Consider the following 18,332-nt stretch of genomic DNA (forward strand, 5'->3'; position numbering starts at 1 on the left):
TCATGTTAGAATGCATACACACACAACTCCTATCTCGCTCTCTTGTTTTTCGGCAACTCAAGTGTAGTAAAGATATAGGAGCTTGTGTGTATTTTTTTGTCCTTTTTTCGTAAACCCCAACAAATATTGCAGAGCCAAAAATCAAGGGGAACGAGCGCCCACAAGCGACCGTTCCCCATTGATCTTTTTACGCTTGATAATACGTCCGTCCACCAACGATTGTTTCGCTCACTGGATTGGCAAGAATGGCTTCTGGGTCTTTCTCCATCGTAAAGAAATCTGCTGCAAAAATAGAAAAATCAGCGGTATAATTCGGACATATCTTTCCTCGTCTTTCAGCATGCCCACTGATCCAAGCGCTACCTGTCGTATATAATGAAATGGCTTCATACATCGATAGCTTTTCTTGCGGAATATAGCCATCATGAAGAGAATCTTTTTTCCGGCGCGCAACAGCAGCGTAAATACCCTCCCGGGGATCAGGCGTTTCAATCGGGGCATCCGACCCTCCAGCAACACGCAACCCACGGTCAAGATATGTTTTCCATGGATATAACAAAATTGGGCTATCTCCTATGCGATCAAGCACCCATGGAAAATCAGACAAAACAAACTGTGGTTGTAGATCCAAGCCGACTGGCATCGTCTGCATTTGTGCTATCAATTTTTCATTGGACAACGAAGCGTGAATGATCCGATCTACCTCCCCTGCAGGCGGGGGATTATGTTGCAGCACATCAATAACAGCAGCCAAGGCTTGATCTCCGATGGCATGAATAGCTACCGTTTTATCAACAGATCTTGCCTGTTGAACGAGACGTTCCAACTCATCTTCTGAATGTATTGCAACCCCATTGGTCGTATTGTCATCAGCATACGGGTGTGACAACCAAGCCGTCCTTCCGCCCAACGCACCGTCCGCAAATATTTTGATTGGCCCCCATTCAAGATGTCCATGATCATCAATAGGCCCTTCAAAACGTTCCCGTTCTTCAAAACATAAATGATTGACGAGCAACTGTGTCCGAAAAGCGAGCCTCTCCCCATCAATCACTTTTTTAAACGCAGACAACGTTGGATACAGCCCATGATAGTAAGCTAAATCTTCTGTATGCCCGCCAGTTAATCCTAATGACAATAATTTTTCCACTGACACACGAAGCGCTCGCTCAACATATGCTTGGTTTGGGCGCGGCATCGTTTGCTTCATAATGTCCTGAGCACTGTCATATAGCCATCCATTCAAACGACCATCAGGAAACCGCCCGATGACACCGCCAGGAGGATCAGGTGTATCCTTGTCAATACCCGCCCGTTGAAGCGCCATTCTATTAACAAGCATCGCGTGCTTACAAACCCGATGAAGGACCATAGGTCGATATGGACTGATCGCATCAAGCGTTTCAAGGGACATCATTTGCCGGTCTGTCCAGTTGTTTTCATTCAGCCCATCAGCAATCACCCATTCATCGGTCGTAGTTTCAACCTCATGAATAAGCTTCTGAATGACCGAGCGCGAACTACTCAATTCAGACAAATCGAGGCGGAGTTGTTGTTCCCCATAGCCAATCATATGCAAATGACTGTCGACAAAACCTGGATACATCGCTCGGCCATGTAAATTGACTGCTTCCGCATCTGAAAGATCAAATGCTTCACCGAGCGCCTTTTGATCTCCGGTGCCAACGATTTGATCACCTACCGTTAATACGGCTTCAACCTTTTCTCCCGGTTTCGCCATCGTATAAATGGGACCGCCAAACCATAAGCGTTTCATCATTTCCCCCCTTTACTCTGACGTCCATTTTCCCTTTAGAGAAAATGAGAAAACTCGTCCGCCTTTTCCTGCTTTAACGACACTAATTCAACTTGGGCCAGCGCATCATCAACGAGCTTATCGATGTCGAGCTTTTCTTCATAAAAAGCCGCCTGACTGCGTCTAGGTTTTGTTTTCGGAGCTGGAGGCAAAAAGACCGTGCAGCAATCTTCATACGGAAGAATGGACACATCGTACGTACCGATTTCCCGAGCCTTATCCATAATCTCGACTTTATCCATCGTCAAGAGCGGCCGTAATAGTGGAAGGTCTGTCACCTCTCCAATCGTATACATGCTTTCTAACGTTTGACTTGCCACTTGTCCAAGGTTTTCACCAGTCACAACAGACAAAGCCTTCCGCTTCTCAGCAAGCCGCTCAGCAATCCTCAGCATCATTCGCCGGGTAATCGTCATTGTATAATCCGGTGCCACATTTCTCTGAATCGTTTCCTGTATTTCAGTAAATGGCACAATGTGCAGTTTCATATTGCCAAAACGCCTGAGTTCCTTTGCTAAAGAAATGACCTTTTGTTTCGCACGCTCACTCGTATAAGGAGGGCTAAAAAAGTGAATAGCTTCCAAACTAAGACCTCTGCGCATCGCCATATACGCCGCAACAGGCGAGTCGATTCCACCTGACAGCATAAGCATCGCCTTTCCAGACGTCCCTGCCGGAAAACCACCTGCTCCTTTAACGACGCCACAAGAAATATACGCAGCGTTATGCCGAATTTCGACACGTACTTCTATATCAGGATGATGAACATTAACGGAGACACTCTCATTATTCTTTAGTAAATGACCGCCTACAATCGCATTCATTTTTTGCGAGTCTGGCGTAAACCCTTTAAAGGAACGTTTCGTCGTCACTTTAAACGTGAGCGATTTGCCTTCGATTTGCTCTTTAAATAACGCATCAGCCGTTTCAAGAATGCCATCGATTGTCAATGTTGACTTAGCTGCAAGACTCATGGAATGAATACCAAATACATCTACCAATGACTGCATTACCTCATGTGGATCAGCGTCATTTAGATTAATAAACATACGATCGCGTGCTAATTCAAGTGTCGCCTGGCCCGCCACACCCTTTAACCTGTTTACAATACTGCGTTTTAACTTATTGATAAAAAAAGTGCGATTTTTCCCTTTTAATGCCAACTCACCATAACGAATAATCATATGATCATACAACAATCTATCTCATCACTTTCTGTAATTGATTTACCTCTTCCTTAAATACACCTACAAATTCATGTAGCTCTGCTGGTTTCGTCTCACAGCTTAACGAAATGCGAAGTGCGCTACCTGCCACCTCATTTGAATGCCCACAAGAAAGAAGAACTCGACTCGGCTGATGCGCCTTAGACGCACAAGCTGATTGCGTCGATACATATATGTTTCGACGACTCAACGCATTCACAAGCACTTCGGACTTCACATGAGGAACGGCAAACTGCACGATATGACTCACTGCATCCTCAGGCGATAAGACAATGACTTCATCAATGTCCGTGAGCTGACGCCTAAGGTTAGCTGTCATTTTTCGTAACTCTGTATGCTTTTGTCGATACCTTTCTACGGTAAGTCGCCATGCCTTCGCAGCCGCGACTGCACCAGCTACATTGACTGTGCCAGACCGTAAACCTCTTTCCTGTCCCCCACCGTCTTGAACCGTCGTCAATGACGTCCCTTCACGGCAATAGAGGACACCCGTTCCTTTTAAACCATGCAATTTATGAGCAGAGATCGATAAAAGATCAATCGGTGTTTCATCCATCTGTAAACATTCTTTTCCTGCACCTTGTACATGGTCGACGTGAAAGACGAGCTGTGGAAAATGCCTGAGCGCTGACGCAATTTCTTTTACCGGCATAATGGTTCCCAGCTCATTCTGCACATGAATTAAACTCACTAAAATCGTATCATCACGCACCGCATCAATCACTTGTTCGACTGTAATCCGACCGGCACGATCTGGACTTAGCCACGTCACTTCAAAGCCTTGCTCTTCCAGCGACCTCATCAGCTGTCGAACTGACGCATGCTCAACAGCGCTCGTAATGATGTGCTTACCACGATGAGCGCGCGCCCGTATTCTTCCTAAAATGGCCAATTGATTGCTCTCAGTCCCACCAGATGTAAAAACGATCTCCGCTGCTTCTGCTCCGAGCAAAGACGCGACTTGGCGTCTAGCTGATAGTAAAAGCCGTTCACTCTCCTCTCCGAGACCATGCAAAGAGGCCGGATTAGCGAAATACCGGCTGGCAACTTCTGCATGTACTTGAACGACTTCAGGAAACGGTCGCGTTGTCGCACTATTATCTAAATAAATCAAACTGATCACCTCGCCGATCCTTCAGCACTTCGTGTGCTGACACGCTGCTTTTCATAGTACCACATGAGCTTCTATTTCGGAACTCTACTTCCCGAATTCGTTTTGTGGAACAACATACCAGGAACCTCATCTATCAAGCTTGTATTGATCAACTTTACCAATTCAAAACGATAAGTAGCCAACCGATCCTTCTGCCAAGTAAACCACTCCATAATATAACAAAAAACTGTTCCCTTTTTCCGAAGGAACAGCCTTTGCCTAATCATCTTTATTGAGACGTTTCTCGATGTTGATGTTCTAACACTTCTTCCATTTTCCGCAATGCCCCCGGTTCAATCGATTCAACAGCGGAGGCAGCTTGCTCTAACGCCAACTCATAGTCGCAATTGCGAAAGCTGTCCTCAGCTTCTAACAATTGTGTATGTATTTCAGGGTACCTTGTTCTGTACTTATTTCCATATTGAATTAACTGCTCAACGAGAAACGCTTGTTCTACCATATCCGTGCTCTTCGTATGTAGTCGCTCAACTTTTTCTTTTATATGTGCAACCACTTCGTTAATATGAGTCATATCCAAAGGCGTTTGCTGAAGGGCATCGTGAACCAAGTTCATCCCTTCCTCCGCCTCCTCAAAAGCTGACACATAAGATGAGGGTACGCCCGGAAGATTACTTTTGTAAATGAGCCGTCGCGCATCTACGAGCTGCTTTTTCATCGTCGCTAAATCATCTCTCGCCTGCATCTCATCTTGACGCAGCGCTTGGTACGATTCACTACGTTGTTTTTGCGATTCTTTTACGTCTTGAATGTCCTCAAGCAGCTGTTGAATGTCTTTTTTAATGACCGTATTCGCTTCCGTATGCATTTCCATTAAGCCTTCTAGTCGCTGGTAGGTCTTTTCGAGCTCTTTCAATCGCTTTTCGGTTTGCTTCGCTTCTTTCAAGGCCTCCTCATCAAGCTGATAGCTACTTTGTAAGAAGCTTACCTCTTCCTCAAGCCTCTCTTCCTCTCGCCCTATTGATACGAGCGTCGGCTCGATCCCAGACAACTCTTGCATATTGAAATGACGAGCGTATACTTCTTGTTCAAAAGCATCGTATAGTTGATCTACATTCTCTTTTGTTGATTGAGCGACCGTCTCTGATTTTTCAACATCCCCTTGCTCAACGCTCTTTTTCCCCTGCTCAAGCTCCTCTTTTATTTGTTGAATTTGCGTAGCAGGTTGGAGATGATCCAGAAAATACGATTGCTCCTGCATATCTTCAAGACCTGCCTCTAAATCTTTCACTGCTTCTGGCAGACGGTAAAGCAGTTCTTGACGTAATTCGGGCAGCACCGCAATTTTTTCTTCTATACTATGTAATGAATCTTTAATTGCAAACAACACATCACGCGCTTCAAAGTAATTTCCTTCCTCCGTCTTTTCTTCAAACAGCGTGAATTGTGGCTGTAAGCTGTTTACTTCCTTTTCATACACTTCTGCTGCTGGTCCAAGCTTACGCTGATCAACCAATAACGTTTTCTTTATCGATTGATGAAGGGCGCGAAACTCATCAATTTCGACACGGTTTTTTTCTTCACTGCCGATCAAATCTTGCAGCTCTGTCAGCATTTTGTCGATACGCTGTTGCGTTTTCTCAAGCGACGCCTTTATTTCGGCGCTGAGCCGACCTGCCTTTCTAAATCGATAACGGTCCGCAGCCTCCTCAGTGTCAAACATTTTCTCTTCCAGCAAAGGCAGCTCTTCCGTTACAATGGTTTCCCACAATTCACGCCATTTTTCAAAATTTTTCTCTGTTTCGCCGGTGAGCTTCAATTGCTTTACTTTTGCCAGTTCCGCTGGCACATCACCGTTTAAGAGTAAATTCTTCTCTTCTTCAAACCGTTCTACTTGTTTATATATTTGTCGCTTACGGATCATCCCTGCTGTTAGAAGCACAAGCAGTACGACAAGTGTTAAAATGATCCAGTGAATGACAGACCAAGACATAAATAAGCCTCCCCGATCAGCACCATTTCGTCCATACGATTTATTGTTAACGTTTGTATGGAAAAACAGGTAATCTACCTGTTCAATAACAGTCCATTTTTTTCAAAACAATACATAGTTATATCTTAAAAAAGCATACCCTTATCATATCATGGTTTTAAGACTTGTTCCGCATTTTGTCGGCAATTTGTCACAAAAAATATCTTAAAAAACATGAATTGACTATATATGGACTGGCGACGCCTCTTTTTTCAACTGCTTTAACCAGTAATCCAACTGTTGTCGATGCGTTTTATGAAAATACATTTCGTGAGGAAAGACAAATAAAACATTCGTTAAATAGTGCTTTTGTAAATATGGAACCATCATCATCGTCTTTAATTGCATCATCGTATAGGGTACAGGAAACTGAACCATCTCTCCATTCGCAACAGCTTCCTCTAGTAGTTGGGTGAAAATATATTTTTCTTTCGCCAAGTACGTCGTCGCAATCTCGCGCGCCAACATTGTATCTAGCGTTAATTCTCTATAGAGGAAACGAGCGGTTTCCGCATGTTCGCGCTGATAATCTAGCAAGCGAAAAACGACTTTGCGAATTACCGTTAAAGCACCTGCTTCCCCTTCTTCTTTTAAGGTGTTGACAAGAGACGACATATACCCTTCAAAATAGGAAACAGACATTTCTTCAAGAAGCCCTTCTTTATTTTTAAAGTAATACGAAACGAGCGCTGGATTTACGCCCGCTTTTTGCGCAATGGCTCGAACGGATGTACCACCATACCCTGTCGTATTAAACAATTGAACGGCTGCGTCCATAATCGCTTCCTTCGTCTCTCTAGCCACGAATTTTCCTCCTTTATATCAATCATCCGATCTTCGCTTCGTAAGTCATAACTGCTTTTCTTTACCTATACCGACTATTTTCTCTTTGCCGATGAAATTCCCTGTATAAAACGCTCGACGTTTTCCGTAAGTTTTGCGAGAATAAAGTCTACATCACACATATCTTGCAGATTGGAGGCAAATCATGTCTACGTCAAACGAAACAAATTCAAAAATTGAACCACCGTTAAGCACGACACTTCTTAAATCGTTGCGCGTACTATTAGAAGATGAGCCGGATACGATTGCCAATCTCGCCAACGCGAGCGCATTTATATTTGAACATTTGTCCAAAGTCAATTGGGTTGGCTTTTACTTGTTAAAAGAGGAGACGCTTGTGCTTGGACCTTTTCAAGGGAAACCCGCCTGTGTACGCATTCAAAACGGCAAAGGCGTTTGTGGAACAGCAACAAAAGCCGACAAGACCTATGTTGTACCCAATGTTCATGAATTCCCCGGCCATATCGCCTGTGATGCCGCCTCCAAGTCAGAAATCGTCATTCCTTTACACGCGAATGGTGCCGTCGTCGGATGCCTTGACATCGATTCTCCAGAGTATGATCGTTTTTCTCAAGCAGATCGCGAATGGCTTGAAGAAGCTGGCAAAATTATTGAGCAAGCGATCAAAAACGATGTTTTTTGGAAAGAATTAAATTGACAAGTCAACAATTGAACCGTATAATACCACTCATGTGTGTAAAATAAAGCAGATGTGGACGCCTTGTTTCTTGGATGTTGTTTCTCCTAACTGTAGGAGGTGTATCGCGTAACCTTAGCTGCTGAGGCGAAGATGCAGGAAACAACATCGGTTGCAAGCGTGAGTTCCATACTAGGCTTTTATTTTATGCAAAATAAAAGCGAAGGAGGAGTCATTTTATGGCTCGTTATACAGGACCAAGTTGGAAAAAAGCCCGTCGCGTTGGCGTTTCGTTGACCGGCACGGGAAAAGAATTAGAAAAACGCCCTTATGCTCCAGGGCAACATGGTGCAAACCAGCGTAGAAAGCTGTCTGAATTCGGACTACAGTTGCGTGAAAAACAGAAGCTTCGTTTTATGTACGGCATTAACGAACGTCAATTTCTCCGCATCTTTAACGATGCTGGCAAAATGAAAGGGATCCACGGTGAAAACTTTATGGCCCTTTTAGAATCTCGCCTTGACAACCTCGTATACCGTCTCGGCTTTGCGCGTACTCGTCGTCAAGCTCGTCAGCTCGTCAACCACGGTCACGTACTCGTTGATGGCAAACGTGTTGACATCCCTTCTTTCCGCGTTGAGCATGGACAAACGATCTCTCTTCGTGAGAAGTCTCGTAACCTTTCCATCGTGAAAGAAGCAATTGAAGCAAACACATTCGTTCCTGAGTACCTTTCATTCAACGAAGATACACTAGAAGGTACGTACAATCGTTTCCCTGAGCGCTCTGAGCTTCCAGCAGAGATCAACGAATCACTAATCGTTGAGTACTACTCTCGTTAATAAGAACGAATTGCATTTAACAAGAAAAAAAGCCTTGAAAATGTTGATGTACCAACATTTCAGGGCTTTTTCTATTTTCACGACCTTAGCAAGATCATGCAGAAAAATGTACGTATTTTCGGCCAGTTTTCGGTCAAAAAACTTTAAAGTAAGCAGGCGCAATTGAAAAAAATGACACATGTCTTCTTTTTAACGCTCATCCAGCAAACATTATTGCCATATTCCATATTAGGTCAAATACTTGGTGGCTGAACTATCGTGATATTCAACATTTGTTCGACAGCCAACGTACCTTAGGCGAAAACAAAGCATCTTAACCCATCGCGACGCTTGAGGAATGGCAAGCATTTGTCTTCCTAACCCGCTGCAATGGTACAAAGATTGCAAAAAGGTGCACTGTGCCCCATTACATAATTACCCTATTTGTTTATCTCAGTTAAATCTAGGTGCATTGTTGAATCTATACCGTATTTAACATTCTGCACCAGACATTTCATTTGTGAACACACGTTTATATTCTTTAGGCGACAGTTTCAGTGCTGATTTACCAACATAGTGAAATTGTAGTGCTCGACGACGCTTTGGTGAGTGATTTGGTGGTGTTCCATGTTTAAGTAAACCATGAAAAAAGAGAATACCACCTGGTTTTAAGGGCACCGTTACATCTCTTTCTACTGAAATATGAGTATCGCATATCTGCAAATCCCGAATGAAATAATGAGGCGTTGCGCCCTCTGCGTGAGAACCTGGAATCACATGCATACAGCCATTATCATGAGTCACCTCATCCAAAGCAACCCATACCCCTATCACAGGATTTGTATAAGAAAGAGCTTTGAATGCCATATCTTGATGCCAAGGCTTTTCTCCTCCTTCAAAAGGCGGCTTTAGCAAAGCCATATCTTGCGCTAAGATCGGTTCTTCTCCAAGAATTTCTTCTATTTTAGTTTGAATCTCAGGGTGATAAGCAATTGCGTTTAATCGCTCATCAACTTCTACAAATTCACTAATTTTTCGAACTGCAATCTCACGTTCCTTATCTGTTTTTAATTCAGCTTGGGGTTTCGTAAATTGAATTTTCGCGCCTTTATCGTCATCAAAGATTATTTGATTTATAGCATCAATGGCACGATTCACCTCTTTTTGTGTCAAGACATTTTCTATGGCTAAATACCCATCATGTCGATACTGTTTAATTTTTCCTTCATCCCAATTGTCAAAACCATCATATTTTTCTGCGATTTGATCAAACCGATATAGCTTTGCAATTTCTTCAGACTCTGTTGTGTTTCTCATAATATCACTCCTTCAATTAAATAATTTCCGTTCCATAATTCATTTTATTCAAAAAATATGATAAAACAAATGCACAAATCACATCATTATTTATACTATTTCACATCATTGGAGCGGTTTACTTTGATATCATTACAAAACATTAAATTAAGTTCTTCATTCGGTAAGGTCAATTGTGAATATAATTGGAAATGGAATCGCACAAATACTCCATTTAAAAATTATGATTATTGGTACGTGTGGCACGGTGAAGGAGAGGTCATATTGAATGGTCAACATCACCAAGTAGGAAAAAGAGATTGCTTCCTTTTCCAACCAGGCGATTTGACTTCTGCGAAACATAATCCAGAAAATCCGCTTACAGTCACATTTATTCATTTTTCCCTGAACGCAGATGAATCTTTTTTGTTACATTTACCTTCATTCGTACATTTTGACCCAGCAGAATTTCACGAACAATACCTCAACCGTTTTATGCATGTGATGTTGACTAGAGTATATGGATTTAAACAAGAGGCCACTATGTTGTTGGGACTATTATTAATAATGTTTGAACGACAAAGTCAAATGAAAAAAGATGGTTATCGGCAGTACCATGCATTAAATCGAGTAATGTTAGATATAGCTGCAAAGATCAACCAAGAACCAGGGAAACAACACACCATCACTAATTTAGCCGAACAGGCACACCTGTCCCCAAGATATTTTTCTTTAAAGTTTAAAGAATTTATGGGGCAAACCATAGAATCCTATATTATTGATAGAAGAATTGACCGTGCAGAGTATTTGCTTAGAACAGGTATGACAGTAACCGAAGTAGCAAATGCTCTCGGGTATCAAAATATTTATTATTTTAGCAGGCAATTTAAACAGAAAACCGGCGTGAATCCATCGAAGGTACAAGCATGGAGATAAGGGCTTGCATTCAATATGTAAGCCCTTCGTATTAATGATTTGTTGTTCAATAGAAAAAAGAGACTTGCAAATTTAAATATCGTTGTCGGTATATTTATTGGTGACTTGAAAGGTGCGACGCCGTGTACAGAAAGAGTTTCATGAATATGATTGTAAAAAGTGTAAGCAAATTTTCTATAAGCGAAGTGAGTGAGTATTTGAGCGAGAAGTAACGGTGGTATTTAGAGAGACTCTTAGTGTTTCGGAAGGTGTATTGTACTTGGTTTCCAGACAGTGAAGATGATTGGTTCAGAGCAAATCGCTCAAGTGAAGCAGGAACTAAAAGACTACTGTAAACGCGAGGAAGAAGCAGGCATTCCAGAAATAATACAAGTCTTGCAATCGTTCAACAATTGGCAAACAGAAATTCTTAATCGCTTTGTCTTTGTTATTGTTTAAACAACAAAACGAAAGTGATCAAACGCAACGCTTATGGGATTCAAAGATACGATCGATTTCTGTTATAAAATTTTATTAAGTCAACAATTGAAACATCTTAGAGACTTTCAAGCAGGGTAAAAGTAGGGCCAGGAACAAAGACCCCTACCCCAACTATTGACGTAGAACCTTTCTTATATCATTAAAATAGATGCATAACATAGCCCCAATATTGATAAGCCACAGCTGCACAATTTAATCGTACAGCTGTGGCTTATGTTTCATCATCATTGCTATAATCGGGAATAAGTAAGTAAATCCTTTCATTCTTAAAGATTCGTCGCCGTTTCTGGATGACTTGATTTTTTGAGATTTCGTTATTGCCGGTGGAATCCTATAAAACTGCCAAGCCCCCACAAAACGTGATAGAGACCAACCTATTTTATTTGTCTAGTTTAGCAAATCGTCAACACGCTGCGAATCTATTTGATCAACACAGGGTCACCAATCACACTATACGTACCGTCCACTAAAATTCGTACCTCTTTGACATCAGCAATATTCACTTCGATTTCATAAAAATTTTTATGAGCGACATTCGGAACAGCGTGAATGACCTCATTCCTTTCATTATAGACTTCAATTCTTGGCTTTGAAGTAGTATAATTACCCGCATCATTTTTAGTATCATCTACCCAAATCGTTGCTTTTAATGTCTCGAATTCAAAATTATTTGTTACATACACTTGTAAGTTCATTTGAAAATCACGATCATTGGCGTACCCATACTTAAAGGTTTTACCGGGTCCGCGATTTAACAAATGTGGTGTCGTGCTTGCCAGCCGATATTTATCTGCTGGTCGACCATATTCCGTCGTCAATTGTACAATTCGATCATTCTGTGGCTGAACGCTCTGTTCAGTATCTCCCAAATAAATCGTTTGTGTACGCTGATCCCATGTCACTTCCAAGTCTGTTGCCTCGGCTACAGCTCGAAGTGGCAAATACGTATTTCCATTATAGGTTATTGGAAGCAGTTCTGTTCCACTGCTTGCATCTTTCGCGATAAATCGATCACCATGCAACATCACATTAATACCAGAATTTAAAAATACTTTTATTTCGCGCAATGTATTTGAGCCGAATGCCTGTTCAGAAAAGCTTAAAAAAAGTAAAGACACTAAACTAAAAACTACCCATTTATTTTTTAAACATGTTTTCATTCCCTATCCCTCCGAGTTTTCACATAATAACTGCTGACATTTGCCTTGATCTCTTTCATATTCAGTCACGAACAATGGCTTTTGCAAAAAAAGTATACAAGATGGCTTTATGACTGAATATTAAGATATTTAATCTTGTTATTTATTTGTTTATTCTCATCTTAATTTTTTTGATCACCTTCTTTTTGCTTATGAAAGCCAACATTGTTTAAACAGCTTCATCAGACCTGTTTTAAGATCATCATTCATTTCCTTAACATTATATCTAGATGGACCATCAGATTGATACTATCCAAAGGTCTACTTTTTTCACTTTCAACACCGTTTCATGGTAAGATAAATGAAAATTAGCGAAACTTGGCACAGGCCAGAAAGCCTTTAAACTGTACTTTTAATATGCGTTTAAACAATCAGAAAATTATTTCAAAATATATACACAAATTTGAGGTGATATTGAACATGAGTGCAAATCATGACGACCATTCATTTAAACAAGTTCGATCAAATATGGAGAAAAGATATTTTGTTGGTAGAGATAAAGAAATTGGAATTTTCGAATCATATCTTAAAGATATTTCCTGCCCTAAGAAAATATTAAATATTCACGCTACAGGTGGCATGGGAAAAAGTTATCTATTAGATCAATACAAAAGAATTTCCACAAATTACAATTCTCGCTTTATTCTCATTAACAGCCGGGACTTTGCTCACTCTCCTCAACAAATGATGCGCCAAATTTATGAATTGTTAGGAGGAAATGAGCAGGAAAAATTAGATCACAAAGCTTGTATCATGCATATTAATCTACTTGCCAAAGATACAGCAGTTATCTTAGCCTTCGACACTTATGAAGAAATGCAAGATCTAGATTACTGGCTACAAAACAATTTCATTAGCCATCTTGATCACCGAGTACTCATTATCATCTCTGGCCGTTATCCATTACAAGAGCATTGGTTTATTTCTCCAGGATGGAGGAATTTAATAGAGGATCTACCATTACGGGAATTAACGCTTGCACAGACGAAAGAATATTTAAACAAATATAATATCAAGGACATGGCACAAATCACTGCCATATATAACTTGTCTCAAGGTCACCCCCTAACACTGTCATTATCGGCGTCTATGGTCAATAATAACCACCCTATTAGAAAAGACTTATTTCAAGAAACGAACCTTTTTTATTCTCTCACCGAACAATGGTTAAAAGAAGTCAAAAGTGCCGCATTACGCACTACCATGGAGAGCATCGCTCTTATGAGGAGGTTTGATCAAGACATTTTAGCTGACGTACTCAAAAATAAAATTTCAAATGACTTATTTAAACATATCACGAGTTATTCATTTATCCGTTTAGGCAAAAGAGGTTGGATGATGCATGATCTAATGAGAGATGCCATCTCGTTAAATCTTCGCAAGCGATCACCAAAGCGCTACAATGAAATTAATCAAGCGATTGCTGCTTATTATTTCAATCAAATTGAAGGAAATGAGCTTCATAAAGATCAATCTTGGCTCCTTTCAGAATTTTTTTATCACCTTGAAGACGATATGATTAGAGCGATTTTTTATGACACTGCTCCTCGTCACCATTATGATTTAGAATACGTTCACGGATCTAATGCAGATGAAGCAAAGCAATATTTACAAAACCTTAAATTCACCTCACTGTATGAAAATGCAACTTTTAATACTCAATATACGGAGGAAAATCAACCCATCCAATTAATTGCTTCAAAAGAATACAAACGAGTTGAGTCCGAGCTTCTGACACAGCCAGACTTTCTTCATTCCGAGCATAATCATTTTATTTTATTAAAACAACACGGTACCATACTTGGGCTTGCCTTAGTCATACCGATCCATAAAAATAGCGTCGATTATTTAACTCACCAGCCCGTGACAAGAGCTTACTTTCAAAACCTTACTCACGAGCAAAAAACGAAATTTTACGTTCCCATGCATGAACCTTGTGGTTGGTATATTAGAATGATGGACGTGATTGATCCAGAAGATGCCGTCGCACGCTCAGTTATTCTACAAGAATTGTTGCAAATTTTATTTAAAGGAAAAATGATCATCGCTTCCAATCCATTACCTTTCTATCAACAATTATTAAAACGCTTAGGGTTTATTGAGGTTGAAGGTGCTGCGCATCATGACTATGGAGTGAATCTCCCTGCCCCAACACAAATATTAGATATTAAATCAATGGGACTGGAAAATTATTTGAAACACCTTGCTTCAAATGCAGGCATTGCATTAAACCGAGAAGCACATGTACAATTTACTGACTTAACAGCACGTGAAAATGAGATAGCACACCTGATTCTCGAAGGGGCAACGAATAAAACGATTGCTGAAAAACTTTTCGTCAGTGAAGTGACTGTCAAAAAGCATCTCACCAATATATTTAGTAAAAAGCAAATTAAAAACCGGTCACAATTAGTTAAATTACTCATGGATGAAATTATAAAAAACATGTATCGTTAAGGTATGATTGCACACACCACCCCCCTTTAAATCTTTTCAAATCTGTAAATTACACGTTTCACCAAAACACCACCTCACCATTTGCTTAAATCACATCAGCTGGACGGTGTTCAAAGGATAAAATAAGAAGTCGATAAGGGCATCGGCGAACGTTAAGTGCTGTTGTGAATAAAATTTCGGCTAAATTGTCGATGAGTGTTGACGAGGCAAGTGATCAACTTTTGATACGAAGACTTTCGCATCCATTCACTTCTACTCTCGTTGATCAATCATCATTTAAAAACCCCGAAGCCACAAGTATGGTTTTGGGGTTTTTTATCGTTGTGTGATGACAAGTTTTGGGACAACATGACATCCGATCCATACGCCAATTTTTCTAAGCGCCACTTACAAAAGAGGCGCTGAATGATACTGAAACGACATGTTGGATGACTAAAAATAAACATATTGGCAGGATGAACCCCGCTCTTGCAAATAAATCTGCTGTGTGTCTACTCCCAATAACCATGCCAGAATAAAAAGGACGGAAACCGACGTACCAAGAAATATTACTAAGTCCAAAAGGACGCAGCAAATACTCACCGAGGCTTGTCCCTTTGCCAAAAGCGAAATCGTTAAACAAGAAAGCAACAATCGCTATGACTAATGAAAGACTGCCTAATCCTAATGAGTTTTGACCTAATCGAAACGCTGCCATTCGAACCTCTCTTTACAAAGATGATACGTTGAATGTATGAATAATCTTGAGATTTCTCCTACTCATCTTTACTGACCAAATAATGATGACGAAAAAATGACTGAAATTCATATTCTGAAAAATCAAAAATAAATTATGTCATATAGTCGGCTAGGTCACTTTACCAAGAAGCCAGCACAAGCGATATTGTTCATCCTGAAGGAGGACTGGTATGAAAAGCAAGTATGATGTGTTTCTCATTGTCTCCATTATGATCGTCACTTCGTTTTTTTCCTTACCTCATTTCTCTGTAAAGGCAGACTCTCAGTCGTATGATCAAATGATTCTTGCTGATACCCCCGTCGCATACTGGCCTCTGTCGCCGAGCGAAACGTCTGATCAAACGAGCAATGGCTTAGATGGCACATTTACTGGAAGCCCTTCGCAAACGCTGCTTCCAAACGGTGACGCTGCAGTCGTTTTTAATGGCATTGATCAGTATTTTACCATTCCCGACAACGACGATTTGGAAGTCACGCAGACTGGAATTCTCACTGTAGAAGCTTGGATGCGGCCGGATGTCCTACAATTTCCTAACTCTGAAAGAGCCGGCTATGTCCATTGGATGGGAAAAGGTGAGACGAATCAGCATTCGTGGGCAGCAAGAATGTACGATGAAACGAACGATGAGAATCGTCCCAACCGCATTAGCGGCTATTCCTTTAACCTTAGTGGTGGCTTAGGGGCAGGATCGTATTTTCAAGACCCTTTAATCGCTGGAGAATGGATCCACTACACACTCGTTATTAACACGGTAAACACAAGCTCTGATTATACAACTGGATATACAAAACTCTATAAAAACGGTGTATTGCGCGATCAAGACAGATTGTCTGATTACAATATCGTGCCTGGTAACAGCACAGCGCCAATGCGGATTGGCACTCGAGATTTTGCCTCGTTTTTTCAAGGCGCGATCGGAAAAGTCGCCCTTTATGACTACGAATTAACGCCCAAGCAGATTTCCGACCATTATCAAAAAATGGTCCCACCACCAAGTCTAAATGATAAGATTAAGAGTGAAAACAATGAACGATGAAACAGCAAAGAGAGCCAAAGAATTGGCTCTCTTAATACGTATCCGTATCGTATCGCCGACAGGTCGATTACTCGACTTTAATTTGGCCCATCATCCCATTATCTTCGTGTTCTAAAATGTGACAGTGATACATATAAATACCTTCTTCTGCAAATTTCACAGCAATTTTTGCTCGATCTCCTGGATCTAAAGTAATCGTGTCTTTATAGCCTTGTAAGTTTTCAGGAGGTGCTTCACCATTGATAGAGATCACTTTGAACTGTGTGCCGTGAATATGGAATGGATGAATCATCCCTCCCATCATATCGGGCTTATTGTATATTTCCCACACCTCTGTTTCACCTTTTTTCTGTGTGAAATCAATCCGATCCATATCAAATTTCTTACCATTAATCGTCACATGCTGTCCCATACCAAACAACTCAAATGTTTTAGTCACTGGTTTTTGCATGTCTTCTTCACTAATGGTGATCGGTTTTTTCGGCTTTGGTGTCTTTTTTTGTATGTTGCTTTTAACATCGGTAACTTCAAATGGTAACAGGACGGTTCCATCATCCATGATTAATTCCACTTCTTCATCTTCTTTCATTTTTGAGAAGTCAACCACAATCTCAGCCCGCTCTGACGGTGTTAATTGCAGCTCAGTCAATTCTACCGGCTCATTTAGTAAGCCTCCATCTGAAGCAACTTGTTGAAACGCTTGGTTATTGCTTAGTTTAAACGTATAGTTTCTCATATTTGAACCGTTGAGTAAGCGCAAGCGGACTTTTTCTTGATTCACGGTTAAATAAGGGTTTAATGTGCCATTGATCAGTAAGGTTTCCCCTGTTGTACCATCGAAATTTTTTACAGCTTCATAATCCAATTGTTTCTGGTCATTAAAGGTTCGATCTTGAATGATTAAAGGGAAGTCATTTTCACCATAGACGTAAGGATCTTCTGCATCATCCTCGATATACATTAATCCAGCAAGCCCTTCAAATACTTGCTTGGCCGTTTTTCCTTTCGGGTGCGGGTGAAACCATAACGTCGCTCTCTCTTGCTGTACTTTAAAAGTAATTTCCTTTTCTTCACCAGGTTGAATCACACTATGAGGCCCACCGTCCGCATCGCCTTCAATAATAAGTCCATGCCAATGGAACGTTGTTTCTTCGTCTAAACGATTTTTTAATGTCATATGCACCGTTTGCCCTTTTTGTAATTTTAACACCGGGCCTAAAAACGATGAGTTATAACCTAACGTATCCGTTTGGTAACCTTCAAAGATTTCTGTCTGCCCTTTTTGCGCCTCAATCGTATAGTAAACGTCATTCCCGCTTTTTTGATCACTTTCTAAAATAGGCGGGATGTTCAAAGCATTCTGCCCTGTGGAATCTTGTAATCTTACTCCGTCATGACCGTGCCCCATTTGTCCCATCATCATAGACTCATTCATCATGGGTTCGCGCATCATTGACTCATGCTGCCTCATCATTCTCTCACCCATCATCTGATCTCTCATCATAGACCATTCTGAACGCTCCTCCGGAGAATTCATCATATTCATATGACCAAAACTAGTGCCACATGCGCTCAACAGTAAAATAGCAGCCAAACTTATTGACATAAACAATTTCTTCATTTTTGACCACCCTTCGTATGTTCTTCTTATACTTAGGATGTTAAAGGAAGATTGTGCAGAAACTGTGTAGAAATAGTTACGG

The 18,332-nt window shown here is 40.8% G+C and carries 15 protein-coding genes; 6 read left to right on the top strand and 9 right to left on the bottom strand.

Annotated elements, in window-relative coordinates; genetic code table 11:
- Window positions 1–187: 187 nt before the first annotated feature.
- The 5 genes from G4V62_RS04130 to refZ form a co-directional block, all read right to left on the bottom strand.
- A complete protein-coding gene (locus G4V62_RS04130; protein WP_165199511.1) occupies window positions 188–1,777 on the bottom strand; it encodes an amidohydrolase in 1,590 nt (529 codons plus the stop codon).
- A gap of 35 nt (window positions 1,778–1,812) precedes the next feature.
- Entirely contained in the window at window positions 1,813–3,015 is a 1,203-nt protein-coding gene (gene thiI, locus G4V62_RS04135) for a tRNA uracil 4-sulfurtransferase ThiI (protein WP_165199513.1), read from the bottom strand.
- A gap of 1 nt (window position 3,016) precedes the next feature.
- Entirely contained in the window at window positions 3,017–4,165 is a 1,149-nt protein-coding gene (locus G4V62_RS04140; protein WP_165199515.1) for a cysteine desulfurase family protein, read from the bottom strand.
- 259 nt (window positions 4,166–4,424) lie between these two features.
- Complete coding sequence (locus G4V62_RS04145) at window positions 4,425–6,146, bottom strand: septation ring formation regulator EzrA (protein ID WP_165199517.1); 1,722 nt, start codon at window positions 6,144–6,146, stop codon at window positions 4,425–4,427.
- Between the two features lie 222 nt (window positions 6,147–6,368).
- Complete coding sequence (refZ, locus tag G4V62_RS04150; RefSeq protein ID WP_165199519.1) at window positions 6,369–6,989, bottom strand: forespore capture DNA-binding protein RefZ; 621 nt, start codon at window positions 6,987–6,989, stop codon at window positions 6,369–6,371.
- A 184-nt stretch (window positions 6,990–7,173) separates the two neighbouring features.
- On the opposite strand from refZ, the gene msrC reads away from it, so the two are divergent.
- Together msrC and rpsD are read left to right on the top strand one after the other, a co-directional pair.
- On the top strand, window positions 7,174–7,686 hold the full coding sequence (gene msrC / locus G4V62_RS04155) for a free L-methionine (R)-S-oxide reductase MsrC (RefSeq protein WP_165199521.1): 513 nt from the start codon (window positions 7,174–7,176) through the stop codon (window positions 7,684–7,686).
- A gap of 218 nt (window positions 7,687–7,904) precedes the next feature.
- On the top strand, window positions 7,905–8,507 hold the full coding sequence (gene rpsD, locus G4V62_RS04160; RefSeq protein ID WP_165199523.1) for a 30S ribosomal protein S4: 603 nt from the start codon (window positions 7,905–7,907) through the stop codon (window positions 8,505–8,507).
- A gap of 471 nt (window positions 8,508–8,978) precedes the next feature.
- Here rpsD and G4V62_RS04165 read toward each other — a convergent pair whose 3' ends face one another.
- On the bottom strand, window positions 8,979–9,803 hold the full coding sequence (locus tag G4V62_RS04165; RefSeq protein ID WP_165199525.1) for a phytanoyl-CoA dioxygenase family protein: 825 nt from the start codon (window positions 9,801–9,803) through the stop codon (window positions 8,979–8,981).
- Window positions 9,804–9,872: 69 nt separating this feature from the next.
- Here G4V62_RS04165 and G4V62_RS04170 point away from each other — a divergent pair, with 69 nt between their 5' ends.
- Together G4V62_RS04170 and G4V62_RS04175 are read left to right on the top strand one after the other, a co-directional pair.
- Entirely contained in the window at window positions 9,873–10,718 is an 846-nt protein-coding gene (locus tag G4V62_RS04170; protein ID WP_246218245.1) for a helix-turn-helix transcriptional regulator, read from the top strand.
- Window positions 10,719–10,997: 279 nt separating this feature from the next.
- A complete protein-coding gene (locus G4V62_RS04175; protein WP_246218255.1) occupies window positions 10,998–11,156 on the top strand; it encodes a transposase in 159 nt (52 codons plus the stop codon).
- A gap of 461 nt (window positions 11,157–11,617) precedes the next feature.
- On the opposite strand, the gene G4V62_RS04180 is transcribed toward G4V62_RS04175, so the two are convergent.
- On the bottom strand, window positions 11,618–12,358 hold the full coding sequence (locus tag G4V62_RS04180) for a stalk domain-containing protein (protein ID WP_165199531.1): 741 nt from the start codon (window positions 12,356–12,358) through the stop codon (window positions 11,618–11,620).
- A gap of 459 nt (window positions 12,359–12,817) precedes the next feature.
- Here G4V62_RS04180 and G4V62_RS04185 point away from each other — a divergent pair, with 459 nt between their 5' ends.
- Window positions 12,818–14,854 (top strand): helix-turn-helix domain-containing protein, encoded by a 2,037-nt coding sequence (locus G4V62_RS04185; protein ID WP_165199533.1) that lies wholly within the window; start codon window positions 12,818–12,820, stop codon window positions 14,852–14,854.
- Window positions 14,855–15,230: 376 nt separating this feature from the next.
- Here G4V62_RS04185 and G4V62_RS04190 read toward each other — a convergent pair whose 3' ends face one another.
- Window positions 15,231–15,551: a hypothetical protein gene (locus G4V62_RS04190; protein WP_165199535.1), complete on the bottom strand. Its 321-nt coding sequence runs from the start codon at window positions 15,549–15,551 to the stop codon at window positions 15,231–15,233.
- Window positions 15,552–15,762: 211 nt separating this feature from the next.
- On the opposite strand from G4V62_RS04190, the gene G4V62_RS04195 reads away from it, so the two are divergent.
- Window positions 15,763–16,629, top strand: a complete 867-nt coding sequence (locus G4V62_RS04195) for a LamG domain-containing protein (protein WP_165199537.1) — start codon at window positions 15,763–15,765, stop codon at window positions 16,627–16,629.
- Window positions 16,630–16,696: 67 nt separating this feature from the next.
- Here the strand turns inward: G4V62_RS04195 and G4V62_RS04200 are convergent, their stop codons facing one another.
- Window positions 16,697–18,250, bottom strand: coding sequence for a multicopper oxidase family protein (locus G4V62_RS04200; protein WP_165199539.1), 1,554 nt, complete (start codon window positions 18,248–18,250; stop codon window positions 16,697–16,699).
- Between the last annotated feature and the right edge of the window lie 82 nt (window positions 18,251–18,332).

The organism is Litoribacterium kuwaitense (assembly GCF_011058155.1).
GTDB lineage: Bacteria > Bacillota > Bacilli > Bacillales > DSM-28697 > Litoribacterium > Litoribacterium kuwaitense.

Coding starts and splice junctions, on each gene's coding strand:
- G4V62_RS04130 (WP_165199511.1), bottom strand. CDS start 1,777: ATGAAACGCTTATGGTTTGGCGGTCCCATTTATACGATGGCGAAACCG.
- G4V62_RS04145 (WP_165199517.1), bottom strand. CDS start 6,146: ATGTCTTGGTCTGTCATTCACTGGATCATTTTAACACTTGTCGTACTG.
- msrC (WP_165199521.1), top strand. CDS start 7,174: ATGTCTACGTCAAACGAAACAAATTCAAAAATTGAACCACCGTTAAGC.
- rpsD (WP_165199523.1), top strand. CDS start 7,905: ATGGCTCGTTATACAGGACCAAGTTGGAAAAAAGCCCGTCGCGTTGGC.
- G4V62_RS04165 (WP_165199525.1), bottom strand. CDS start 9,803: ATGAGAAACACAACAGAGTCTGAAGAAATTGCAAAGCTATATCGGTTT.
- G4V62_RS04170 (WP_246218245.1), top strand. CDS start 9,873: ATGCACAAATCACATCATTATTTATACTATTTCACATCATTGGAGCGG.
- G4V62_RS04175 (WP_246218255.1), top strand. CDS start 10,998: ATGATTGGTTCAGAGCAAATCGCTCAAGTGAAGCAGGAACTAAAAGAC.
- G4V62_RS04180 (WP_165199531.1), bottom strand. CDS start 12,358: ATGAAAACATGTTTAAAAAATAAATGGGTAGTTTTTAGTTTAGTGTCT.
- G4V62_RS04185 (WP_165199533.1), top strand. CDS start 12,818: ATGAGTGCAAATCATGACGACCATTCATTTAAACAAGTTCGATCAAAT.
- G4V62_RS04190 (WP_165199535.1), bottom strand. CDS start 15,551: ATGGCAGCGTTTCGATTAGGTCAAAACTCATTAGGATTAGGCAGTCTT.
- G4V62_RS04195 (WP_165199537.1), top strand. CDS start 15,763: ATGAAAAGCAAGTATGATGTGTTTCTCATTGTCTCCATTATGATCGTC.
- G4V62_RS04200 (WP_165199539.1), bottom strand. CDS start 18,250: ATGAAGAAATTGTTTATGTCAATAAGTTTGGCTGCTATTTTACTGTTG.